Genomic DNA, 16,920 nt, shown 5'->3' on the forward strand with positions numbered 1-16,920 from the left:
AGCTCGCGTCGATGGCTGGAGAACCGCAGTGAAGTTCGCGATCAGTTACAGCACCGCCTACTACGGCGCGGTTGATCCCGACGGGATCGTGGCCTTCGCCCGGCACGCCGAGGAATGCGGCTTCGAGGCCCTCTACATGCCGGAACACATCGTCCTCTACCCCGGTGCCGGCTTCGGTAGCTTCCAGTTCCCGCCCGATCTGCCTTTCGTCGACCCGCTGGACTGCCTGAGCTTCATGGCCGCGGCCACCGACCGGATCCTGCTCGGCACGGCCGTGCTGCTCCTGCCGTACCATCATCCGGTCATCCTCGCCAAGCGCCTGGCCACCATCGACGCGCTGTCCAAGGGCCGGATGCGGCTGCTGACGGTAGGACTCGGCTCCCTGCCCGGCGAGGCGAGCGCTTTCGGAGTCGACTTCGCCACCCGCGGTCGGCGCGCCGACGAGGCGATCGACGTGCTCCGGCTGCTGTGGGGCGGGGACGAGAACGGTGTCAGCTTCGACGGGGAGTTCTTCTCGTTCGACAACGTGTGCATCTACCCGAAGCCGCACGGCCTCGCACACCTGCCCATCCACATCGGCGGATCGAGCCGGGCGGCAGCGCGCCGTGCCGGGCTGCGAGGCGACGGATTCTTCCCCGGCGGAGCGCTGTCCGCGGAGGAGCGCCGCGCCCAGCTGGATCTCGCCCGCTCGACCGCCGCCGCGGCCGGACGCGACCCGGACGCGCTCGAGTACACGCGATGGGGGTCGATGGACATGGAGCCGGAACGGGTCGAGGAGCTCGCGGCGCAGGGCGTGACCCGCGTCGTCGTGAGCCCCGCCGCCGGCTCGCCCGACGATCAGCGCATGGAGATGACCGCGTTCGCCGAACGGTTCGGCCTCGGCAAATGAGAGCCAGGGGAGGGCGGCCGGGCCACGCGTTCAGTCGTGTGGCAACGGGATCGGGCGGTCGGCAACGATCTCGTAAATGAGATCCGTGGTGATGGACCCGACACGGGCCAGCTCGGAAGTGATCTTCTCGAGGTCGCTCATGTCCGTGGCGACGATCTCCATCACATAGCAGAACTCTCCGGTAACACGCAGACAGCGCACGATCTGCGGCTGGACGGCCAGGGTGGCGGTGACCTTGTCGTACAGCGAACCGTGGACCTTCATCCGGACGATCGCGCGCAAGGAGTAGCCCAAGGCCTCCGGCTCGACGCGCGCACGGTAGTCCCTGATGACCGCGTGCTCCTCCAAGGAGCGCAGCCGGGTCCGGGTGGCCGAGACGCTGAGCCGGATGGTCTCGGCGAGCGTGGCCAGGGTCGCGCGGCCGTCGGCCTGGACAGCGCTGATCAGGGCACGGTCCACCTCGTCCAACGGCCGCACGGCCGGTCTGTTGGTCATTCCTGCAGGATGCCGCAGATTCTGCGCCGATTCCACCGCTGGTCGAACGATTCGGTGTGTGACATCCCGCACCGGCTACATAGCGTTGACCTCGTGACAACCATGACACCGTTCTTCTTCGTCGACGTCTTCGCCGAACGCCCGCTCACCGGTAACCCGCTGGCCCTGGTGCCGGACGCCGACGGCCTGACTGTGGACCAGATGCGCGACATCGCTCGCGAGTTCAACCAATCAGAGACCACCTTCCTGCTTCAGCCCACCCGGCCCGGCGCCGCGTGGCGGCTACGGTCGTTCACCCCGATCGGCGCGGAGGTCGACGGAGCCGGGCACAACGCGCTCGGCGCCTGGCTGTGGCTCGCCGACCAGGGACTGACCGGAGAAGGACCGTCCCGGACGCTGATGCAGGAGATCGGCGACGACGTGCTGCCGGTCGAGGTCGTCCGCCCGCACGGGGAAGGTGTGCGGGTCGTGATGGAGCAGTCCTCACCGGTGTTCGGGCCCAGTGTCGAGGACTCACGCCGCCTGGCTGCCGCACTCGGACTCCGGCCCGAGGAACTGCGCACCGACGCACCGGCGCAGGCCGTCTCCACAGGGGTCTCCCACCTGCTCGTCCCGCTGGTCGACCGACCGTCGGTCGACGGCACCGCCGTGGACTCCCGGGCCCTGGCCGCGATCCTGGCCGAGGTGGGCGCCGAAGGGTGCTACGTCTACACCACCGCACCCGGCGATCCCGAGGCGGACGCCTACAGCCGGTTCTTCAACCCCACCGTCGGCATCGTCGAGGATCCGGCCACCGGCACGGCCGCCGGCCCCCTCGCCGCCCTCCTCGCGCGCACGCGAGGCATCGACGCGGGCCTGATCATCATCGAACAGGGCCACAAGCTCGGTCGGCCCAGCCGGATCCAGGTCGAGATCGACGGAGACCGCGTACGGATCTCCGGCTCCGGCATCGTCACGGGCCGCGGAGAGCTCAGGCTCGCATGAAACCGGGAGCGACCACGATGAACGCCGACGACCTCACACCCACCGACCTGACGCATCTGCGCCGCTGCATCCAACTCGCCGCCGAGGCCCTCGACGCGGGCGATGACCCCTTCGGATCCGTCCTCGCCGACGCCGACGGAGCCGTCCTCGCCGAGGACCGCAACCGCGAGACCACCACCGCCGACCCGACCGCCCACCCCGAGCTCGCCCTGTCCCGGTGGGCGGCAACGAACCTCACCCCACGCCAACGATCGACCGCGACGATGTACACCTCGGGAGAGCACTGCCCGATGTGCTCGGCGGCGCACGCCTGGGTCGGACTGGGCCGGATCGTCTACATCCACTCCGCCGCCCAACTCGCCGGCTGGCGCGCCGAGCTCGGACGCCCCGCCTCACCCGTGCGGAGCCTCCCGATCTCTGAGATCGCACCCGGCATCGCCGTCACAGGCCCGGTGCCGCCTCTCGACAAGCAGATGCGGGATTTGCACACCCGGGCGGCCGAACGTCGCGCCTGATTCAGGCGGCGCACACTGACCCCGGAGTGGCTGCGGTTCCAAATCGGCGGGTGCGGAGCCCTGAACGCATGCCCACCCTGTAGATCATGGATCCAGCCCGCAGCCGCCGGCGTCATCCGATCGATGGGGCGTTCCCCCGGGGCGGACGCTGGGTGGAGTTCCCATGACTCGAACCTGGGACTGTCAGCACGATCATTCACCGTGTCGTACGGCTCTCGCCACGGAAGATGCCAGCGTCGGCGGCTGAATCAGTCCTGGTGCAGGGACGTTGCCGTCCTCGTCGCCGTCAGGTGTCAGACGGTGGGTCGCCCGGTGGAGTCGAGGTAGCCCAAGAATGCGCTGTGCAAGCCGAGCGACGTATGGTCGGTGCCGTTCTCATCTACCAGACGAACCATGCCCGTTTCTGCGCTGGGACTTCCGCCATTGATCGTTACGCAGTAGCCGAACATCATCGAGGTGAGTTCACGCCGGAGCAGCCATTGGAGCTTGTTGCGCGTGTCCTCGGGCTTCTCGGGGTCGGGGGTGACTCCATAATCGCCAGTCAAGATCTGGGATGTCAGCTCCTCGATTGTCCCATCGAGAGTCACGGCCCAATCTTCGAACACGGCATTGATGATTTCCTCGGACTCAGCCACGACGTGAACATACTACGTTCCTGCACTTCATCCGCCTGCCCGATCTTCCCATTTGCCTCGTCCAACCGAAGGGCAAGCGCGCCAAGGACCAGGAGACAAGCTGGAGCTCCTCGCTGGAAAACGACTCCTGAAGGTACCCGAAGTGTTGAGGGTTCTCGGGCTGAGTCGACGGCCGATCCATTACCTGATCAGGGCCGGCGACCTGGAGTCCTGCAAGATCGGCCGTCGTCCGGCGCGTGCCCTTGGCACCCGTTGATGCGTACGTGTCTCAGCTCAGGGAGGAGGCGGCATGAAGCCCAATAAGAGCATACGAGCGAACGGCGAAGGCACCATCTACCAGCGGAAAGACGGTCGATGGTAAGGCGCTGCCTTCGTCCTGGCTCCGGACGGCACCTACAAGCGGGTCCGCAAGAACGGCAAGCCTCGGGAGGAGGTGCGCGGCAAGCTAGTAGAGGCCCTCGACCGGTCGCGGCGTGGCCTTCCGTAGCGGATCGCCGCCGGTCACTCGGTCGGGACGGTCTATGAAATGAAGGTCACCCTCAGCGCTGCCCTGGATCAGGCCATGCGAGAAGAACCGTGATCCGGCTGACCACCGGCCGGACCGCCCGGACCTACTCCACCCTTACGGCCACCGTGAGCCCGTGCTGGCGCTCGACTTCGGAGCCGCCTGCGTCCTGGTCACCACCTGAGGACTCGTGACCGCAGACGACCTGATGTTCGCGCGCCAGCTCGCCCACGAGGCCGCCCGCTACGCCCGCTCGGTCGAGCGCACCTACCGCGCCCTGACCGCCGACCACGATGACGCAGCAGGGGGCGGCATGAGCAGCCTCAACCCGTACACCTACCTCACGCTGTCGATGCAGCCCGGCTCCAGTCCGTCCCCCGCTCGATCCTCAGCGCAACCGTCCGTGGACGGCCGACGAGGCGCGGAGCTTCCTGCGAGCAGCACGCGCCGATCAGCTTTACCCGGCCTTCGTGCTGGCTCCTGGTGTACGGTCTGCGCCGCGAAGCGAAGCCCTCGGACTTCGCTGGATGGACGTGGACTTTGACGAGGGACACGTGGACATCCGGCGCCAGCTCGTCCGAGTGGGCAGGGAACTGCACCACGGGCCGGTGAAGACCAACGCCGGCAAGCGATCACTTCCGCTGCTCGGCATCGTCCGGGAAGCGCTGGAGGTTCAGCGGCGAGGGCAAGAGATCATGCGCGAGCAGGCGGGGGAGCACTGGACGGACACAGGGCTGGTCTTCACCACAAGATCAGGACTCCACATCGAACCCCGTAATCTCGCGCGCTCCTTCACCCGGATCGTCAAATCAGTGAACCTCCGCCCCGATCCGAGTACACGACCTGAGGCACACCGCTGCCTCGCTGCTCAAGAAACTGGGCGTCGCGCCACGTGACGCCATGGAGATCCTCAGGCACAGCAGGATCTCGGTCACGATGGAGATCTACACCCACGGCGACGGCGAGAGCCGGGAAAACGCGATCAGGATGGTCAACAAGCTGTTTGAGTGAGCCCGCTGCAGTACCGGTTGCAGTAAAACGCCCCGGAGCTTGATCGCTTCGGGGCGTTTCTGCTGGGTGGGGCTACCAGGACTTGAACCTGGGACCTCTTCCTTATCAGGGAAGCGCTCTAACCGACTGAGCTATAGCCCCGCGCACACCGAACGTTATCGCATCCGCAGGAAGGAGGCGAACTGGTTGTTCGGATGAGGAAAGCTTACCGCCTCCGGCGGGCTACTCGCGCCGTCCCGGTCGTGCCGGGACGGCGCGGGCGCCGCGTCTAGCCGGCCTTCACTCGGCCTCGCTGAAGGTCACCTCGACGCCCCCCACGAGGTCGGAGGCGATGTTGTAGATGACCGCCCCCAGCGTGGAAAGCGCCGTGATCAGGACGACGTTCACCGCACCGAGCAGCGCGGTGTAGCCGAGGATCCGCACCGGCTCGAACCACGAGGCGATGTCGATGGGGATCGAGCTCTGGCCCTGCTCGCCCTGGCCGAGCTGGTTGACCAGGTCGACGATCGAGTCGAACACGCCCAGGGCCGACAGCACGCCGTACAGGACGGCCACCGCCACGAACAGCACCACGAAGCAGACCAGGGACACCACGAAGCTGAACTTCATGGCGGACCACGGCTCGACGCGGCGCAGGACCAGGTGCGCCTTGCGGGGGAGCCGGGCCCCCGCCGAGTTGGACGACTTCTTCTTCTTGGGCAACTCGACGGCGGGCGGAGGTGCCTCCGTGGCCAGCGAGGGACGGACGCGTACCGTGTCGTTGCCCTCGGGGGGCGAGGCGGGCGACGGCGAGGACGCGGGCGCGGGAGCCGACGACCGCGCCTCGTCCCGGGCTGGGCCGGGATTGGGCTGCGCGGGAGTCGTGTCCCTGCCGTCATCGACCGCGCCGAATATTTCGGTCTGGTTGGGCTTCTTCGGTTGTTGTCCGTTACCCGAAGCCGCCTTTGTCCTGGCGGGGCCACCCTGGGCGCTCATGGACTACTCTCCTCCCCCGTCTTCCACAGTTTCCACAGAAGTCTCCATCGACTCCGCGTTTCGGGCGAGGGCCACCACGCTGTCGCCTTCAGCGAGATTCATCAATCGCACTCCCATGGTCTGGCGGCCGGACTGCTTGATCTCGCCGGCACTCGTCCGGATCACCCCGCCGGCAGACGTGATCGCGAAGACCTCGTCCTCTGGGTTGACCATGACGGCTCCGACCAGCTTGCCACGGGAAGACACGATTTTCGCAGTCAGCACGCCCCTACCGCCACGTCCTTGAACTGGATACTGCTCCACTGGCGTCCGTTTTGCGTACCCAGCCTTAGTGGCGATAAGCACGTCTTGACCGTCGGCGATCCGATTCATGGCGAGAAGTTCGTCGCCTTCGAGGAACCTCATGCCGATCACTCCGCTGGTCGCCCGGCCCATGGGCCGCAGCGCCTCGTCGGAGGCGGTGAACCTGATCGACTGGGCTCCCTTTGAGACCAGCAGCAGATCGTCGTGCTCGGAGACCAGGCGGGCTCCGATGACCTCGTCGTCCTCCCGCAGGTTGATCGCGATCAGGCCGCCGGACCTGGGGGAGTCGTACTCCGACAACCGGGTCTTCTTGACCAGCCCGCTGCGGGTGGCGAGCACGAGGTAGGGGGCGACGTGGTAGTCGCGCAGGTCGAGGACCTCCATGACCGTCTCGTCCGGCTGCATGGCGAGCAGGTTGGCGAGGTGCATGCCGCGCGCGTCGCGCCCGGCGTCGGGCAGCTCGTACGCCTTGACCCGGTAGACGCGCCCCTTGTTCGTGAAGAACAGCAGCCAGTGGTGCGTCGTGGTGACGAAGAAGTGGTCGACGATGTCGTCCTGGCGCAGCTGGGCGCCGCGCACGCCCTTGCCGCCGCGCTTCTGCGCCCGGTAGAGGTCGGTACGGGTGCGCTTGGCGTAGCCGCCCCTGGTGATCGTGACGACGATCTCGTCCTCGGCGATGAGGTCCTCGATCGACATGTCGCCGTCGTAGGCGACGATCTCGGTCTTCCTGTCGTCGCCGTAGCGGCCGACGATCTCGGCGAGCTCCTCGTTGATGATCTCGCGCTGGCGGCTCTCGCTGGCCAGGATCGCGTTGTACTCGGCGATCTGCGTCATCAGGGCGTCGAACTCGTCCTGGATGGCCTGCCGCTCCAGGGCGGCCAGCTTGCGCAGCTGCATGTCGAGGATGGCCTGCGCCTGCACCTCGTCGATCTCCAGGAGCGCCATGAGGCCCTGCTGGGCGTGCGAGGCGGACTCGGAGGCCCGGATGAGGGCGATGACCTCGTCGAGCCGCTCCAGGGCCTTCAGCAGCGCGCGCAGGATGTGCGCCCGCTCCTCGGCCTTGCGCAGGAGGTAGCGGGTCCTGCGGACGATGACCTCGATCTGGTGGGCCACGTAGTGCCGGACGAACTGGTCGAGCCGGAGCGTGCGGGGCACGCCGTCGACCAGCGCCAGCATGTTGGCGCCGAAGGTGTCCTGGAGCTGGGTGTGCTTGTACAGGTTGTTGAGCACGACCTTGGCGACCGCGTCGCGCTTGAGCACGATCACCAGGCGCTGGCCGACGCGCGAGGAGCTCTCGTCGCGGACGTCGGCGATGCCGGTCAGCTTGCCCTCGCGCACCAGCTCAGCGATCTTGAGCGCCAGGTTGTCGGGGTTGACCTGGTACGGCAGCTCGGTGACGACCAGGGCCTGCCGCCCCTTGTCCTCCTCGACCTCGACCACGGCGCGCATGGTGATGGAGCCGCGGCCGGTGCGGTAGGCGTCCTCGATGCCGCGCCGCCCGACGATCAGCGCCCTGGTCGGGAAGTCGGGCCCCTTGACCAGCTTGATCGCCGCTTCCAGCAGCTCCTCGTCGCTCGCCTCGGGGTGCTCCAGCGCCCACTTGACCGCCGAGGCCACCTCGCGCAGGTTGTGCGGCGGGATGTTGGTGGCCATGCCGACGGCGATGCCGCCCGAGCCGTTGACCAGCAGCTGCGGGAAGCGCGCCGGCAGGACGTCGGGCTCCTGCGACTTGCCGTCGTAGTTGGGGCGGAAGTCGACGGTCTCCTTGTCGATGTCGCGCAGCAGCTCCATGGCGATGGGCGCGAGCTTGCACTCGGTGTAGCGCATCGCCGCCGCCGGGTCGTTGCCGGGGGAGCCGAAGTTGCCCTGCCCGTCGACCAGCGGGTAGCGCAGCGACCAGCTCTGCGCGAGGCGTACGAGAGCGTCGTAGATCGAGGTGTCGCCGTGGGGATGGTAGGTGCCCATCACGTCACCGACGACGCGGGCGCACTTGAAGTAGCCGCGGTCGGGACGGTAGCCACCGTCGTACATCGCGTAGAGCACCCGCCGGTGCACCGGTTTGAGACCGTCGCGGACGTCCGGCAGCGCCCTGGACACGATGACCGACATCGCGTAGTCCATGTAGCTGCGCTGCATCTCGGACTGGATGTCCACCGGCTCGATGCGGTCGGCCGGGGGAGTGGTGTTCACGTCCGTCACAGGTAAATGTCCTTAAACGTCGAGGAAGCGCACGTCGCGGGCGTTGCGGATGATGAACTCGCGCCGGGCCTCCACGTCCTCGCCCATGAGCACGCTGAACAGGTCGTCGGCCTGCGCGGCGTCGTCGAGCGTGACCAGGCGCAGCAGCCGGGTCTCGGGGTTCATCGTGGTCTCCCAGAGCTGGCTCGCGTTCATCTCGCCGAGGCCCTTGAACCGCTGCACGTTGTCGCGCGGCCGCGGGTCGGGCCGGCCGTTGGCGATGCCCTCGTTGATGATCGCGTCGCGCTCCGCGTCGGAGTAGGCGTAGGAGGCGTCCTCGCCCTTGCGGTCCCACTTGATCTTGTAGAGCGGCGGGCACGACAGGTAGACGTGGCCGGCCTCGATCAGCGGCCTCATGAACCTGAACAGCAGCGTCAGCAGCAGCGTGTTGATGTGCTGGCCGTCGACGTCGGCGTCGGCCATGAGGATGACCTTGTGGTAGCGCAGCTTCGCGATGTCGAACTCGTCGTGCACGCCCGTGCCCAGGGCCGTGATCAGCGCCTGGACCTCGTTGTTCTTGAGGACCTTGTCGATCCGGGCCTTCTCGACGTTGAGGATCTTGCCGCGGATGGGCAGGATCGCCTGGAAGCGCGAGTCGCGGCCGCCCTTGGCCGAGCCGCCGGCCGAGTCGCCCTCGACGATGAACAGCTCGCACTTCTCCGGGTCGTTCCACTGGCAGTCGGCCAGCTTGCCGGGCAGGCCGCTGCCCGACTCGAGCAGCGACTTGCGCCTGGTCAGGTCGCGGGCCTGGCGGGCGGCGATGCGGGCGCGCGAGGCCTGCAGCGACTTGTTGATGATGTCCTTGGCCTCGCCGGGGTTTCGCTCGAACCAGTCGCGCAGGTGGTCGTTGCAGGCCTTCTGTACGAACGACTTGGCCTCGGTGTTGCCCAGCTTGGTCTTGGTCTGGCCCTCGAACTGCGGGTCGGACAGCTTCACCGAGACGATCGCGGTCAGCCCCTCGCGGACGTCCTCGCCGGAGAGGTTGTCGTCCTTGCCCTCCTTGAGGAACTTCTGCTCGCGGGCGTAGCGGTTGACGATCGACGTCAGCGCCGCGCGGAAGCCCTCCTCGTGAGTGCCGCCCTCCGCCGTGTTGATCATGTTGGCGAAGGTGTAGACGGACTCGGAGTAGGAGTTGTTCCACTGCATGGCGATCTCGACCGCGATGCCGTCGCCCTCCTCCTCGAAGGAGACGATCGACGAGTGCGCCGGCTCCTTCTTGGTGTTGAGGTGCCGGACGAAGTCGGTCAGGCCGCCCTCGTAGCAGTAGGTGACGGTGTGGGCCTCGCCGTTGACGTGGTCGGGCCGCTCGTCGGTGAGGGTGATCGTCAGGCCCTTGTTGAGGAAGGCCGTCTCCTGGAAGCGCCGCGAGAGCGTCTCGTAGTTCCACGCGGTGGTCTCGAAGACGTCGGGGTCGGGCCAGAACGTGATCGTGGTGCCGGTCTCGTCGGTGCCCTCGCCCCTGGCCAGCGGCGCGAGGGGCTTGGACAGCTCGTAGCGCTGGCGCCAGTAGTAGCCGTTCTGCTTGACCTCGACGTCCATGGCGGTCGACAGCGCGTTGACGACGGCCGAGCCGACGCCGTGGAGGCCGCCGGAGACCGCGTAGGACTGGCTGTCGAACTTGCCGCCCGCGTGGAGCGTGGTCAGCACGACCTCGACCGCCGATCGGTTCTCCTTCGGCATGATGCCGGTGGGGATGCCACGGCCGTTGTCGATCACGCGTACGCCGTTGTCGGCCAAGAGCGTGATGTCGATCCTGCTGGCATAGCCTGCGAGAGCCTCGTCCACCGCGTTGTCCACGATCTCGTAGACCAGGTGGTGCAGGCCGCGCTCGCCGGTGGAGCCGATATACATACCCGGGCGCTTGCGGACCGCCTCAAGCCCCTCGAGTACGGTGATAGAGCTAGCGTCGTAGGACAACTGCAAAATCCTCCTGCCGCGGACACGCGGCGGGGGAGGCGATCAAATCGCAAAGCTGCCCCTGCCGTGCCCGTCACCGTCGTGAGTGCCCCGATGCGCGGTCACCCAGGGGAGTCGGCTTGCTGCCGGGGTGACACGCAAGCGGACGTGTCCGGAATCCGTCTTCATTCTACCGGGTCCGGAGCCCGAAGGTGGCAAGGAACGCGCCTGTGATGCCCTCTAGCTCGATTTGCCCCCTGTCCGAGCATCCCCCCTTCGGAAAGGGGGCTTAGCGCGTCTGCGGCTTTCTGATCGCTCCTGGCGCCCAACCGCGGCGGCTCGGAACGTGCCGGCCCCAGCTATCCATAGGTGTCGCGCGGGCCCCTGCTTCCGGTCACCCGCAACCCACCCGACGGTCTCGGAGCGTTCTGCGGGCCTCTGACCTTGACTTTCGTGACCGTGCCCGGTCCGAGCTCCTCGTTGAGCCTGCGTACGAGCGTGCGCGCGAGCAGCCGCACCTGCGTCGCCCACGCCGTCGAATCGGCCGAGATCAGCACCTCGCCGTCCTCGAACGACTCGGGCTTGGTGTGCGCGGCCAGGTCAGGACCCACGATGTCGATCCACCGCCCGAAGACCCCGCCGACGGCCACCGGACGCTCCCAGCCCCGGTCGGCCAGGAGGTCGGCGATGGCACGTCCGAAAAGCAGCGGGTCGCCGCCGTCCCTGCGCGGCCCCGCTGCCCTGCGCCTGGGCTCGCGGCGGGGGAGCTGGCCGCGCTTGGCCGCGTCGGCCTTGGCCTGGGCGAGCTTCTCCCTGGCCATCGCGGCCCCCCTCGCCGCGGGGTTGTCGTCAGCGGACACGGCTCACGCTCCCTTCGGCGACGTCGAACCTGGCTCCCGCCAGCTCCGGCGGGACGTCGTCCGGCACGGCCGCGGTGATGAGCACCTGCTCGGCCGGGGCCACGATCTCGGCGAGGCGGCGCCTGCGCTGGCTGTCGAGCTCGGCGAACACGTCGTCGAGGATCAGCACGGGGTCGCCGCCGTCGGCCCGCAGCAGGTCGTACGCCGCCAGCCGCAGCGCCAGCGCGAACGACCAGGACTCGCCGTGGCTGGCGTAGCCGCGGGCGGGCAGGTCGCCGAGGCCGAGGATCAGGTCGTCGCGGTGCGGGCCGACGAGCGTGACGCCGCGTTCCAGCTCCGCGGAGCGCACCTCCAATAGCCGCTCCCGCAGCCGCTCTTCAAGGGTTTTCCCCAAGTCTGTGGATAACGTCTGTGTATCGGAAGATCCCCGCTCACCGGGGTTTTCGCCGTCCGGGCCGTCCCCATCCGTGTCCCCACCTGTGGACAACGTGCTGCGGTACGCCAGCGTCGCGGGCGCGCTGCCCGGGGCGAGCGCGGCGTAGGAGCCGGCGACCAGGGGACGCAGCGCCTCGATGAGCTCCAGCCGGGCCCCCAGCAACTCCGCGCCGTGCCGGGCGAGGTGGGCGTCCCAGACCTCCAGAGTGCTCAGGACGTCGCCCGCGCCCGCCGCCGCGAACGCGGTGTCGCTCTCGGCCCGCCGGGCGCTCCTGCTGCCTCTGCGGGCCTGCGCGGCCGTACGCAGCAGCGCCCCCCGCTGCTTGAGCACGCGGTCGTAGTCGGCGCGCACCCCGGCGAACCTGGGCGCCCTGGCGACCAGCAGGTCGTCGAGGAAGCGGCGGCGCTCGGCCGGGTCGCCCTTGGACAGCGCCAGGTCCTCGGGGGCGAACAGCACCGTGCGCAGCAGGCCGACGACGTCTCGCGCCCTGGAGACGGGGGAGCGGTTGAGCCTGGCGCGGTTGGCCCGCCCCGGGTTGATCTCCAGCTCGACCAGCGCACGCCGGTCCTCCCTGTGGACGGCGCAGCGCACGATCGCCCGCGTCGCGCCCTGGCGCACCAGAGGCGCGTCGCTCGACACCCGGTGGCTGGAGTGCGTCGCGACGTAGCCGAGGGCCTCGACCAGGTTGGTCTTGCCCTGGCCGTTGGGCCCCACGAACGCCGTGACGCCCGGCTCCAAGCCGAGCTCCACGGACGCGTACGACCGGAAGTCGGTCAGCGAGAGGTGGGCGACGTGCACCCCACCGAGGTTAGTGCGAGCCGGGGGCCGCTGTGGTCACCGGCGGGCCTCGCCTGTGGAAAACCTAGCGGTCGCGGTCGCGCGCCGGCGGGATGACGTCCGCGCCAGGCGCGTCGGCGCCCATGCCGGTGCTGCCCTCGGTCGAGGAGATCGCGTGGCCGCCGAACTGGTTGCGCAGCGCGGCCACGACCTTCATCGCGGGGGAGTCGTCCTGGCGCGAGGCGAACCTGGCGTACAGCGCGGCGGTGATGACCGGCAACGGCACCGCGTGGTCGACGGCCGCCTGCACCGTCCACCGGCCCTCACCGGAGTCCTGTGCGTAACCGCGCAGCTCGTCGAGGTGCTCGTCGTCGTCGAGCGCCCGAACCAGCAGGTCGAGCAGCCAGGAGCGGATGACGGTGCCGGTGCGCCAGCTGCTGAACGAGCCCTTGACGTCCTTGACGACGTCGGAGGCCTCGAGCAGCTCCCAGCCCTCCGCGAACGCCTGCATCATGCCGTATTCGATGCCGTTGTGGACCATCTTCGCGAAGTGCCCGGCGCCCACGTCGCCGGCGTGCACGAAGCCGTCCTCGCCCTCGGGCTTGAGCGTGTCGAAGATCGGCATCAGCCGCTCGACGTCGGCCTGGGACCCGCCGCACATGAGCGCGTAGCCGTTCTGGAGGCCCCACACGCCGCCGCTGACGCCGCAGTCGACGAAGCCGATGCCCCTCTCCGCCAGCTCGGCGGCGTGTTTCTGGTCGTCGCCGTAGTGGGAGTTGCCGCCGTCGACGACGATGTCGCCCGCGTCGAGCAGCTCGCCGAGATCGTCGACCGTGGACTGGGTGGGCTTGCCCGCGGGGACCATGACCCAGACCACGCGCGGTGCCTGCAGGCGCTCGACCAGCTCCTTGAGGCTGGTCACGTCGCTGATCTCCGGATCGCGGTCGTAGCCGACCACGTCGTGGCCGCCGCGGCGCAGGCGCTCGGCCATGTTGCCGCCCATCTTGCCCAGCCCGACCATGCCGATCTGCATGTTGTCTACCCCCTTGTCAGGCTTCCATCATCCCCGATGACAGGATCAGCCTGACAGGCGGATGGGCATGATCAGATAGCGGTAATCCGTGGTGGCTCCGTCCTCCACAGGCTTTCCACCCGTGAGGATAGCGGGCTTCGTCGATGTGGTCATCTGGAGCCGCGCGACGTCGGAGTCGATGGCCCCCAGGCCCTCCAGCAGGAACTGGTGGTTGAAGGCGATGTTCATCTCCTCGCCCTCGTAGTCGACGGGGAGCGCCTCGACGGCCTGCGCCTCGTCGCCGCTGCCGGCCTCCAGCACGACCTCGCCGCTCTTGAACGCCAGGCGTACCGGGGTGTTGCGCTCGGCGACCAGGGCGACGCGCTTGACCGCCTCGACGAACGGGCCTGTGGACAGGTCCGCGCGGGCGGAGAACTCGGTGGGCAGCAGCGAGCGGTACTTGGGGAACTCGGGGTCGAGCAGGCGGGTCGTGGTCCGCCGCCCGGCGCTGGAGAAGCCGATCATGCCCTCGCCGGTGCCGCCCGCGGAGCTGAGCGCGATCTCCACCTCGGCACCGGTCGCGCCGAGCGCCTTGGCGGTGTCGGCGAGGGTCTTGCCGGGGATCATGGCGATGGCGTTGAAGTCGGGCTGCCCAGGCTGCCACTTCAGCTCGCGCACGGCGAGGCGGTAGCGGTCGGTCGCGGCGAGGGTCACCGTGTCGCCCTCGATCTCCATCCGCACGCCGGTGAGCATCGGCAGGGTGTCGTCACGGCCCGCGGCGACGGCGACCTGGGAGACGGCCGAGGCGAACACGTCGCTGCCCACCCGGCCGGCGGCCGGCGGCATGGCCGGGAGGGACGGGTAGTCCTCCACAGGCATGGTGAGGAGTGTGAATCGCGCGCTGCCGCACGTGACGACCGCCTTGGCGCCGTCCACCACGAAATCCACAGGCTGTGCGGGAAGGGCGCGGGTGATCTCGGCGAGCAGCTTGCCGGAGACCAGCACCACGCCGGGCTCGCCGGTGTGGAGTTCGAGCGTCACCTCGGCGGAGACCTCGTAGTCGAATCCGGAGAGCTTCAGCTGCTGCTCCTCGGTGACCTCCAGGCGCATGCCGGCGAGCACGGGCACCGACGGACGCGCCGGAAGGCTGCGTGCCGTCCATGCCACCGCCTCAGCGAGGACGTCTCGCTCGATTCGGAACATCACGGTGACCAGCCTCCTGGGTTCGTCGTTGATTCACGGTTCACTCTCCCGCACCTGAGCTCCGGGAGAACCCTCTATGGGTCTTGAGTTCCTTGTTAGAGAGATAAGAGGTCATCACACTAGGGGCTGTGGAAACTGTGGACAACCGGCGTTCTCGCTGATCAGCGGGGCTGTTTTCATCCACTGAGGCTGTTGATAACGCCTGGGGACAACTCGCGCGCCTGGGGATGACGAAACTTCACACACAGGCCGTCCACAGATCGGGGGTCCTTCATCCACCGTCCGAGGCCAGTTATCCACGAGGTTTCCACAGGTTTTCCACGGGGTAAGAGACCTACTTCTGGAGCCCCAAATCGGCTGTTCACAGGCCGTCCACAGGTTATCCACGGCAGACCCCGGGTTCTCCCCAGGATGTCCCCAACGTTGTCCCCAGGCCCTGTGGGGGATTTATTCGGGCATTGTGTGGCGAAGAGCGGGCCGGATTCGGCGTTTCCGCATTCCACAGAGTTATCCACAGGCTGTGCATGACGTTCAGGCCCCGCGAGATGTCCGCTTGATGCGCAAAGTCAGCTCGTTGACCTGGTTGTACATCGACCGGCGCTCGGCGATGAGCGACCGGATCTTCCGCTCCGAGTGCATCACCGTGGTGTGGTCGCGGCCGAACTGCTGGCCGATCTTGGGCAGCGACAGTTCGGTCAGCTCCCGTGCCAGGTACATCGCGATCTGGCGGGCGTTGACCAGCGCTCGGCTGCGCGAGGTGCCGCACAGGTCGTCGATGCTGATCCCGAAGTACTGGGCCGTCTCGGTCATGATGGCGGCGATGGTGATCTCGGTGTCGGACTCCGAGGTGATCAGGTCCTTCAGCACCACCTCCGCCAGCTGCAGGTCCACGCCCTGCCGGTTGAGGCTGGCGAACGCGGTGACCCTGATCAGGGCGCCCTCAAGCTCGCGGATGTTGGTGGAGATGCGGCTGGCGATGTATTCGAGCACCTCGGGCGGCGCGGCCAGGCCCTCCTGGATGGCCTTCTTCCTGAGGATCGCGATCCGGGTCTCCAGCTCGGGCGGCTGGACGTCGGTGATCAGGCCCCACTCGAACCTGTTGCGCAGCCGGTCCTCCAGCGTGGTCAGCTGCTTGGGGGCGCGGTCGCTGGAGATGACGATCTGCTTGTTGGCGTTGTGGAGGGTGTTGAAGGTGTGGAAGAACTCCTCCTGCGTCTGCTCCTTGCCCTCCAGGAACTGGATGTCGTCCACCAGCAGGATGTCGATCGCGCGGTAGCGCCCGCGGAAGCCGTCGGCCTTGTGGTCGCGGATGCTGTTGATGAAGTCGTTGGTGAACTCCTCGGAGCTGACGTACCTGACCCGCGCGCCGTCGTACAGGCTCTGCGCGTAGTGGCCGATCGCGTGCAGCAGGTGGGTCTTCCCCAGCCCGGAGTCGCCGTAAATGAAGAGAGGGTTGTACGCCTTCGCGGGGGATTCGGCCACCGCCACGGCCGCCGCGTGAGCGAACCTGTTGCTGGCCCCGATGACGAATGTCTCGAATGTGTACTTCTGATTGAGCCGGGCGGGTTCGCTGGGTTTGGTGCTCTTCGCTTCCCACCGGTTCTGCGCCGGCTCCGGCTCTTTCTCCACAGGCGGTGTGTACGGCTGCGCCTGTTCAAAAGAGAACCCAAGCTGTGGATATTCTGTGGACAGCTGAGGCTGCTCCGGCTGTGGAGAATAGAACTGCGGCGGCTCGGATGCCTGCTGGTGCTGGGGTTGCGGGGGCTGTGGGTAACGCTGCTGGTTCTCCACATTCTGGGGATAACTCTGAGTCACAGGCTGTTGATGACCGTCGTGCGACGGCTGCTCGGGCGCCGTCGTGTCGATCATCACGGCCAGCCGCATGTTCTGGCCGAGCTCCTGTGACAGCGCGTGCGCCACGAGCGGGCGCAGCTTGCGCTCGATGAGGTCCTTGAGGAAGTCGTTGGGGACGCCGAGCACGATGGTGTCGTTGGCCTGCGCGATCGGGCGCACCATGGACAGCCAGGTGCGCTGCTGCACCGACACGTTCTCGTTGAGGAAGTTGTCCAGCGCCCTCGCCCATACCGTGCCGAGGTCGACACCGTCCATGGCGCGACTCCCCCTCCTCCCTCTCGCGGCCCCCCGCGGTCGTTATCCACATGCTCGGCCGATCGCCACGCTCGGTG

The 16,920-nt window shown here is 67.9% G+C and carries 15 protein-coding genes and 1 tRNA gene; 5 read left to right on the forward strand and 11 right to left on the reverse strand.

Features of this window, described 5'->3' with window-relative positions; genetic code table 11:
* Positions 1 to 28: 28 nt before the first annotated feature.
* Positions 29 to 889 (forward strand): TIGR03619 family F420-dependent LLM class oxidoreductase, encoded by an 861-nt coding sequence (locus FH608_RS06455; RefSeq protein WP_139629393.1) that lies wholly within the window; start codon positions 29 to 31, stop codon positions 887 to 889.
* A gap of 30 nt (positions 890 to 919) precedes the next feature.
* Here FH608_RS06455 and FH608_RS06460 read toward each other — a convergent pair whose 3' ends face one another.
* Positions 920 to 1,420 carry an Lrp/AsnC family transcriptional regulator gene (locus FH608_RS06460; protein WP_226899066.1) on the reverse strand — a complete coding sequence of 167 codons (501 nt, stop codon included), beginning with the start codon at positions 1,418 to 1,420 and terminating at the stop codon, positions 920 to 922.
* Positions 1,421 to 1,486: 66 nt separating this feature from the next.
* Here FH608_RS06460 and FH608_RS06465 point away from each other — a divergent pair, with 66 nt between their 5' ends.
* The gene (locus FH608_RS06465; RefSeq protein ID WP_139629896.1) at positions 1,487 to 2,368 is read left to right on the forward strand and encodes a PhzF family phenazine biosynthesis protein; all 882 of its coding nucleotides are present in this window, start codon (positions 1,487 to 1,489) and stop codon (positions 2,366 to 2,368) included.
* Between the two features lie 17 nt (positions 2,369 to 2,385).
* Positions 2,386 to 2,883: a nucleoside deaminase gene (locus FH608_RS06470; RefSeq protein WP_139629395.1), complete on the forward strand. Its 498-nt coding sequence runs from the start codon at positions 2,386 to 2,388 to the stop codon at positions 2,881 to 2,883.
* A 293-nt stretch (positions 2,884 to 3,176) separates the two neighbouring features.
* Here FH608_RS06470 and FH608_RS06475 read toward each other — a convergent pair whose 3' ends face one another.
* Entirely contained in the window at positions 3,177 to 3,518 is a 342-nt protein-coding gene (locus FH608_RS06475; protein WP_139629397.1) for a hypothetical protein, read from the reverse strand.
* A 1,032-nt stretch (positions 3,519 to 4,550) separates the two neighbouring features.
* Here FH608_RS06475 and FH608_RS53755 point away from each other — a divergent pair.
* Both FH608_RS53755 and FH608_RS54305 read left to right on the forward strand, forming a co-directional pair.
* Positions 4,551 to 4,919: a hypothetical protein gene (locus tag FH608_RS53755; RefSeq protein ID WP_264372878.1), complete on the forward strand. Its 369-nt coding sequence runs from the start codon at positions 4,551 to 4,553 to the stop codon at positions 4,917 to 4,919.
* On the forward strand, positions 4,900 to 5,034 hold the full coding sequence (locus tag FH608_RS54305) for a hypothetical protein (RefSeq protein WP_394367660.1): 135 nt from the start codon (positions 4,900 to 4,902) through the stop codon (positions 5,032 to 5,034). Before FH608_RS53755 ends, FH608_RS54305 begins: the two co-directional genes overlap by 20 nt.
* 67 nt (positions 5,035 to 5,101) lie before the next feature.
* On the opposite strand, the gene FH608_RS06490 is transcribed toward FH608_RS54305, so the two are convergent.
* From FH608_RS06490 to dnaA, 9 genes are all read right to left on the reverse strand, one after another.
* Positions 5,102 to 5,175, reverse strand: a tRNA-Ile gene (locus tag FH608_RS06490).
* 138 nt (positions 5,176 to 5,313) lie between these two features.
* On the reverse strand, positions 5,314 to 6,009 hold the full coding sequence (locus FH608_RS06495) for a DUF3566 domain-containing protein (protein WP_139629403.1): 696 nt from the start codon (positions 6,007 to 6,009) through the stop codon (positions 5,314 to 5,316).
* A gap of 3 nt (positions 6,010 to 6,012) precedes the next feature.
* Positions 6,013 to 8,511, reverse strand: coding sequence for a DNA gyrase subunit A (gene gyrA / locus FH608_RS06500; protein WP_139629405.1), 2,499 nt, complete (start codon positions 8,509 to 8,511; stop codon positions 6,013 to 6,015).
* Positions 8,512 to 8,523: 12 nt separating this feature from the next.
* The gene (gene gyrB / locus FH608_RS06505; RefSeq protein ID WP_139629406.1) at positions 8,524 to 10,467 is read right to left on the reverse strand and encodes a DNA topoisomerase (ATP-hydrolyzing) subunit B; all 1,944 of its coding nucleotides are present in this window, start codon (positions 10,465 to 10,467) and stop codon (positions 8,524 to 8,526) included.
* Between the two features lie 338 nt (positions 10,468 to 10,805).
* Complete coding sequence (locus tag FH608_RS06510) at positions 10,806 to 11,306, reverse strand: DUF721 domain-containing protein (protein ID WP_226899067.1); 501 nt, start codon at positions 11,304 to 11,306, stop codon at positions 10,806 to 10,808.
* On the reverse strand, positions 11,296 to 12,540 hold the full coding sequence (gene recF / locus FH608_RS06515; RefSeq protein WP_139629408.1) for a DNA replication/repair protein RecF: 1,245 nt from the start codon (positions 12,538 to 12,540) through the stop codon (positions 11,296 to 11,298). Before recF ends, FH608_RS06510 begins: the two co-directional genes overlap by 11 nt.
* A gap of 64 nt (positions 12,541 to 12,604) precedes the next feature.
* Positions 12,605 to 13,552, reverse strand: a complete 948-nt coding sequence (gnd, locus tag FH608_RS06520; protein ID WP_139629410.1) for a phosphogluconate dehydrogenase (NAD(+)-dependent, decarboxylating) — start codon at positions 13,550 to 13,552, stop codon at positions 12,605 to 12,607.
* 45 nt (positions 13,553 to 13,597) lie between these two features.
* A complete protein-coding gene (gene dnaN, locus FH608_RS06525) occupies positions 13,598 to 14,737 on the reverse strand; it encodes a DNA polymerase III subunit beta (RefSeq protein ID WP_139629412.1) in 1,140 nt (379 codons plus the stop codon).
* A 528-nt stretch (positions 14,738 to 15,265) separates the two neighbouring features.
* Entirely contained in the window at positions 15,266 to 16,843 is a 1,578-nt protein-coding gene (gene dnaA / locus FH608_RS06530; protein ID WP_139629414.1) for a chromosomal replication initiator protein DnaA, read from the reverse strand.
* Positions 16,844 to 16,920: the final 77 nt, after the last annotated feature.

Source organism: Nonomuraea phyllanthi, assembly GCF_006334985.2.
GTDB classification, from domain to species: domain Bacteria; phylum Actinomycetota; class Actinomycetes; order Streptosporangiales; family Streptosporangiaceae; genus Nonomuraea; species Nonomuraea phyllanthi.

Coding starts and splice junctions, on each gene's coding strand:
- FH608_RS06465 (WP_139629896.1), top strand. CDS start 1,487: ATGACACCGTTCTTCTTCGTCGACGTCTTCGCCGAACGCCCGCTCACC.
- dnaA (WP_139629414.1), bottom strand. CDS start 16,843: ATGGACGGTGTCGACCTCGGCACGGTATGGGCGAGGGCGCTGGACAAC.
- FH608_RS06470 (WP_139629395.1), top strand. CDS start 2,386: ATGAACGCCGACGACCTCACACCCACCGACCTGACGCATCTGCGCCGC.
- FH608_RS06495 (WP_139629403.1), bottom strand. CDS start 6,009: ATGAGCGCCCAGGGTGGCCCCGCCAGGACAAAGGCGGCTTCGGGTAAC.
- gnd (WP_139629410.1), bottom strand. CDS start 13,552: ATGCAGATCGGCATGGTCGGGCTGGGCAAGATGGGCGGCAACATGGCC.
- FH608_RS53755 (WP_264372878.1), top strand. CDS start 4,551: ATGGACGTGGACTTTGACGAGGGACACGTGGACATCCGGCGCCAGCTC.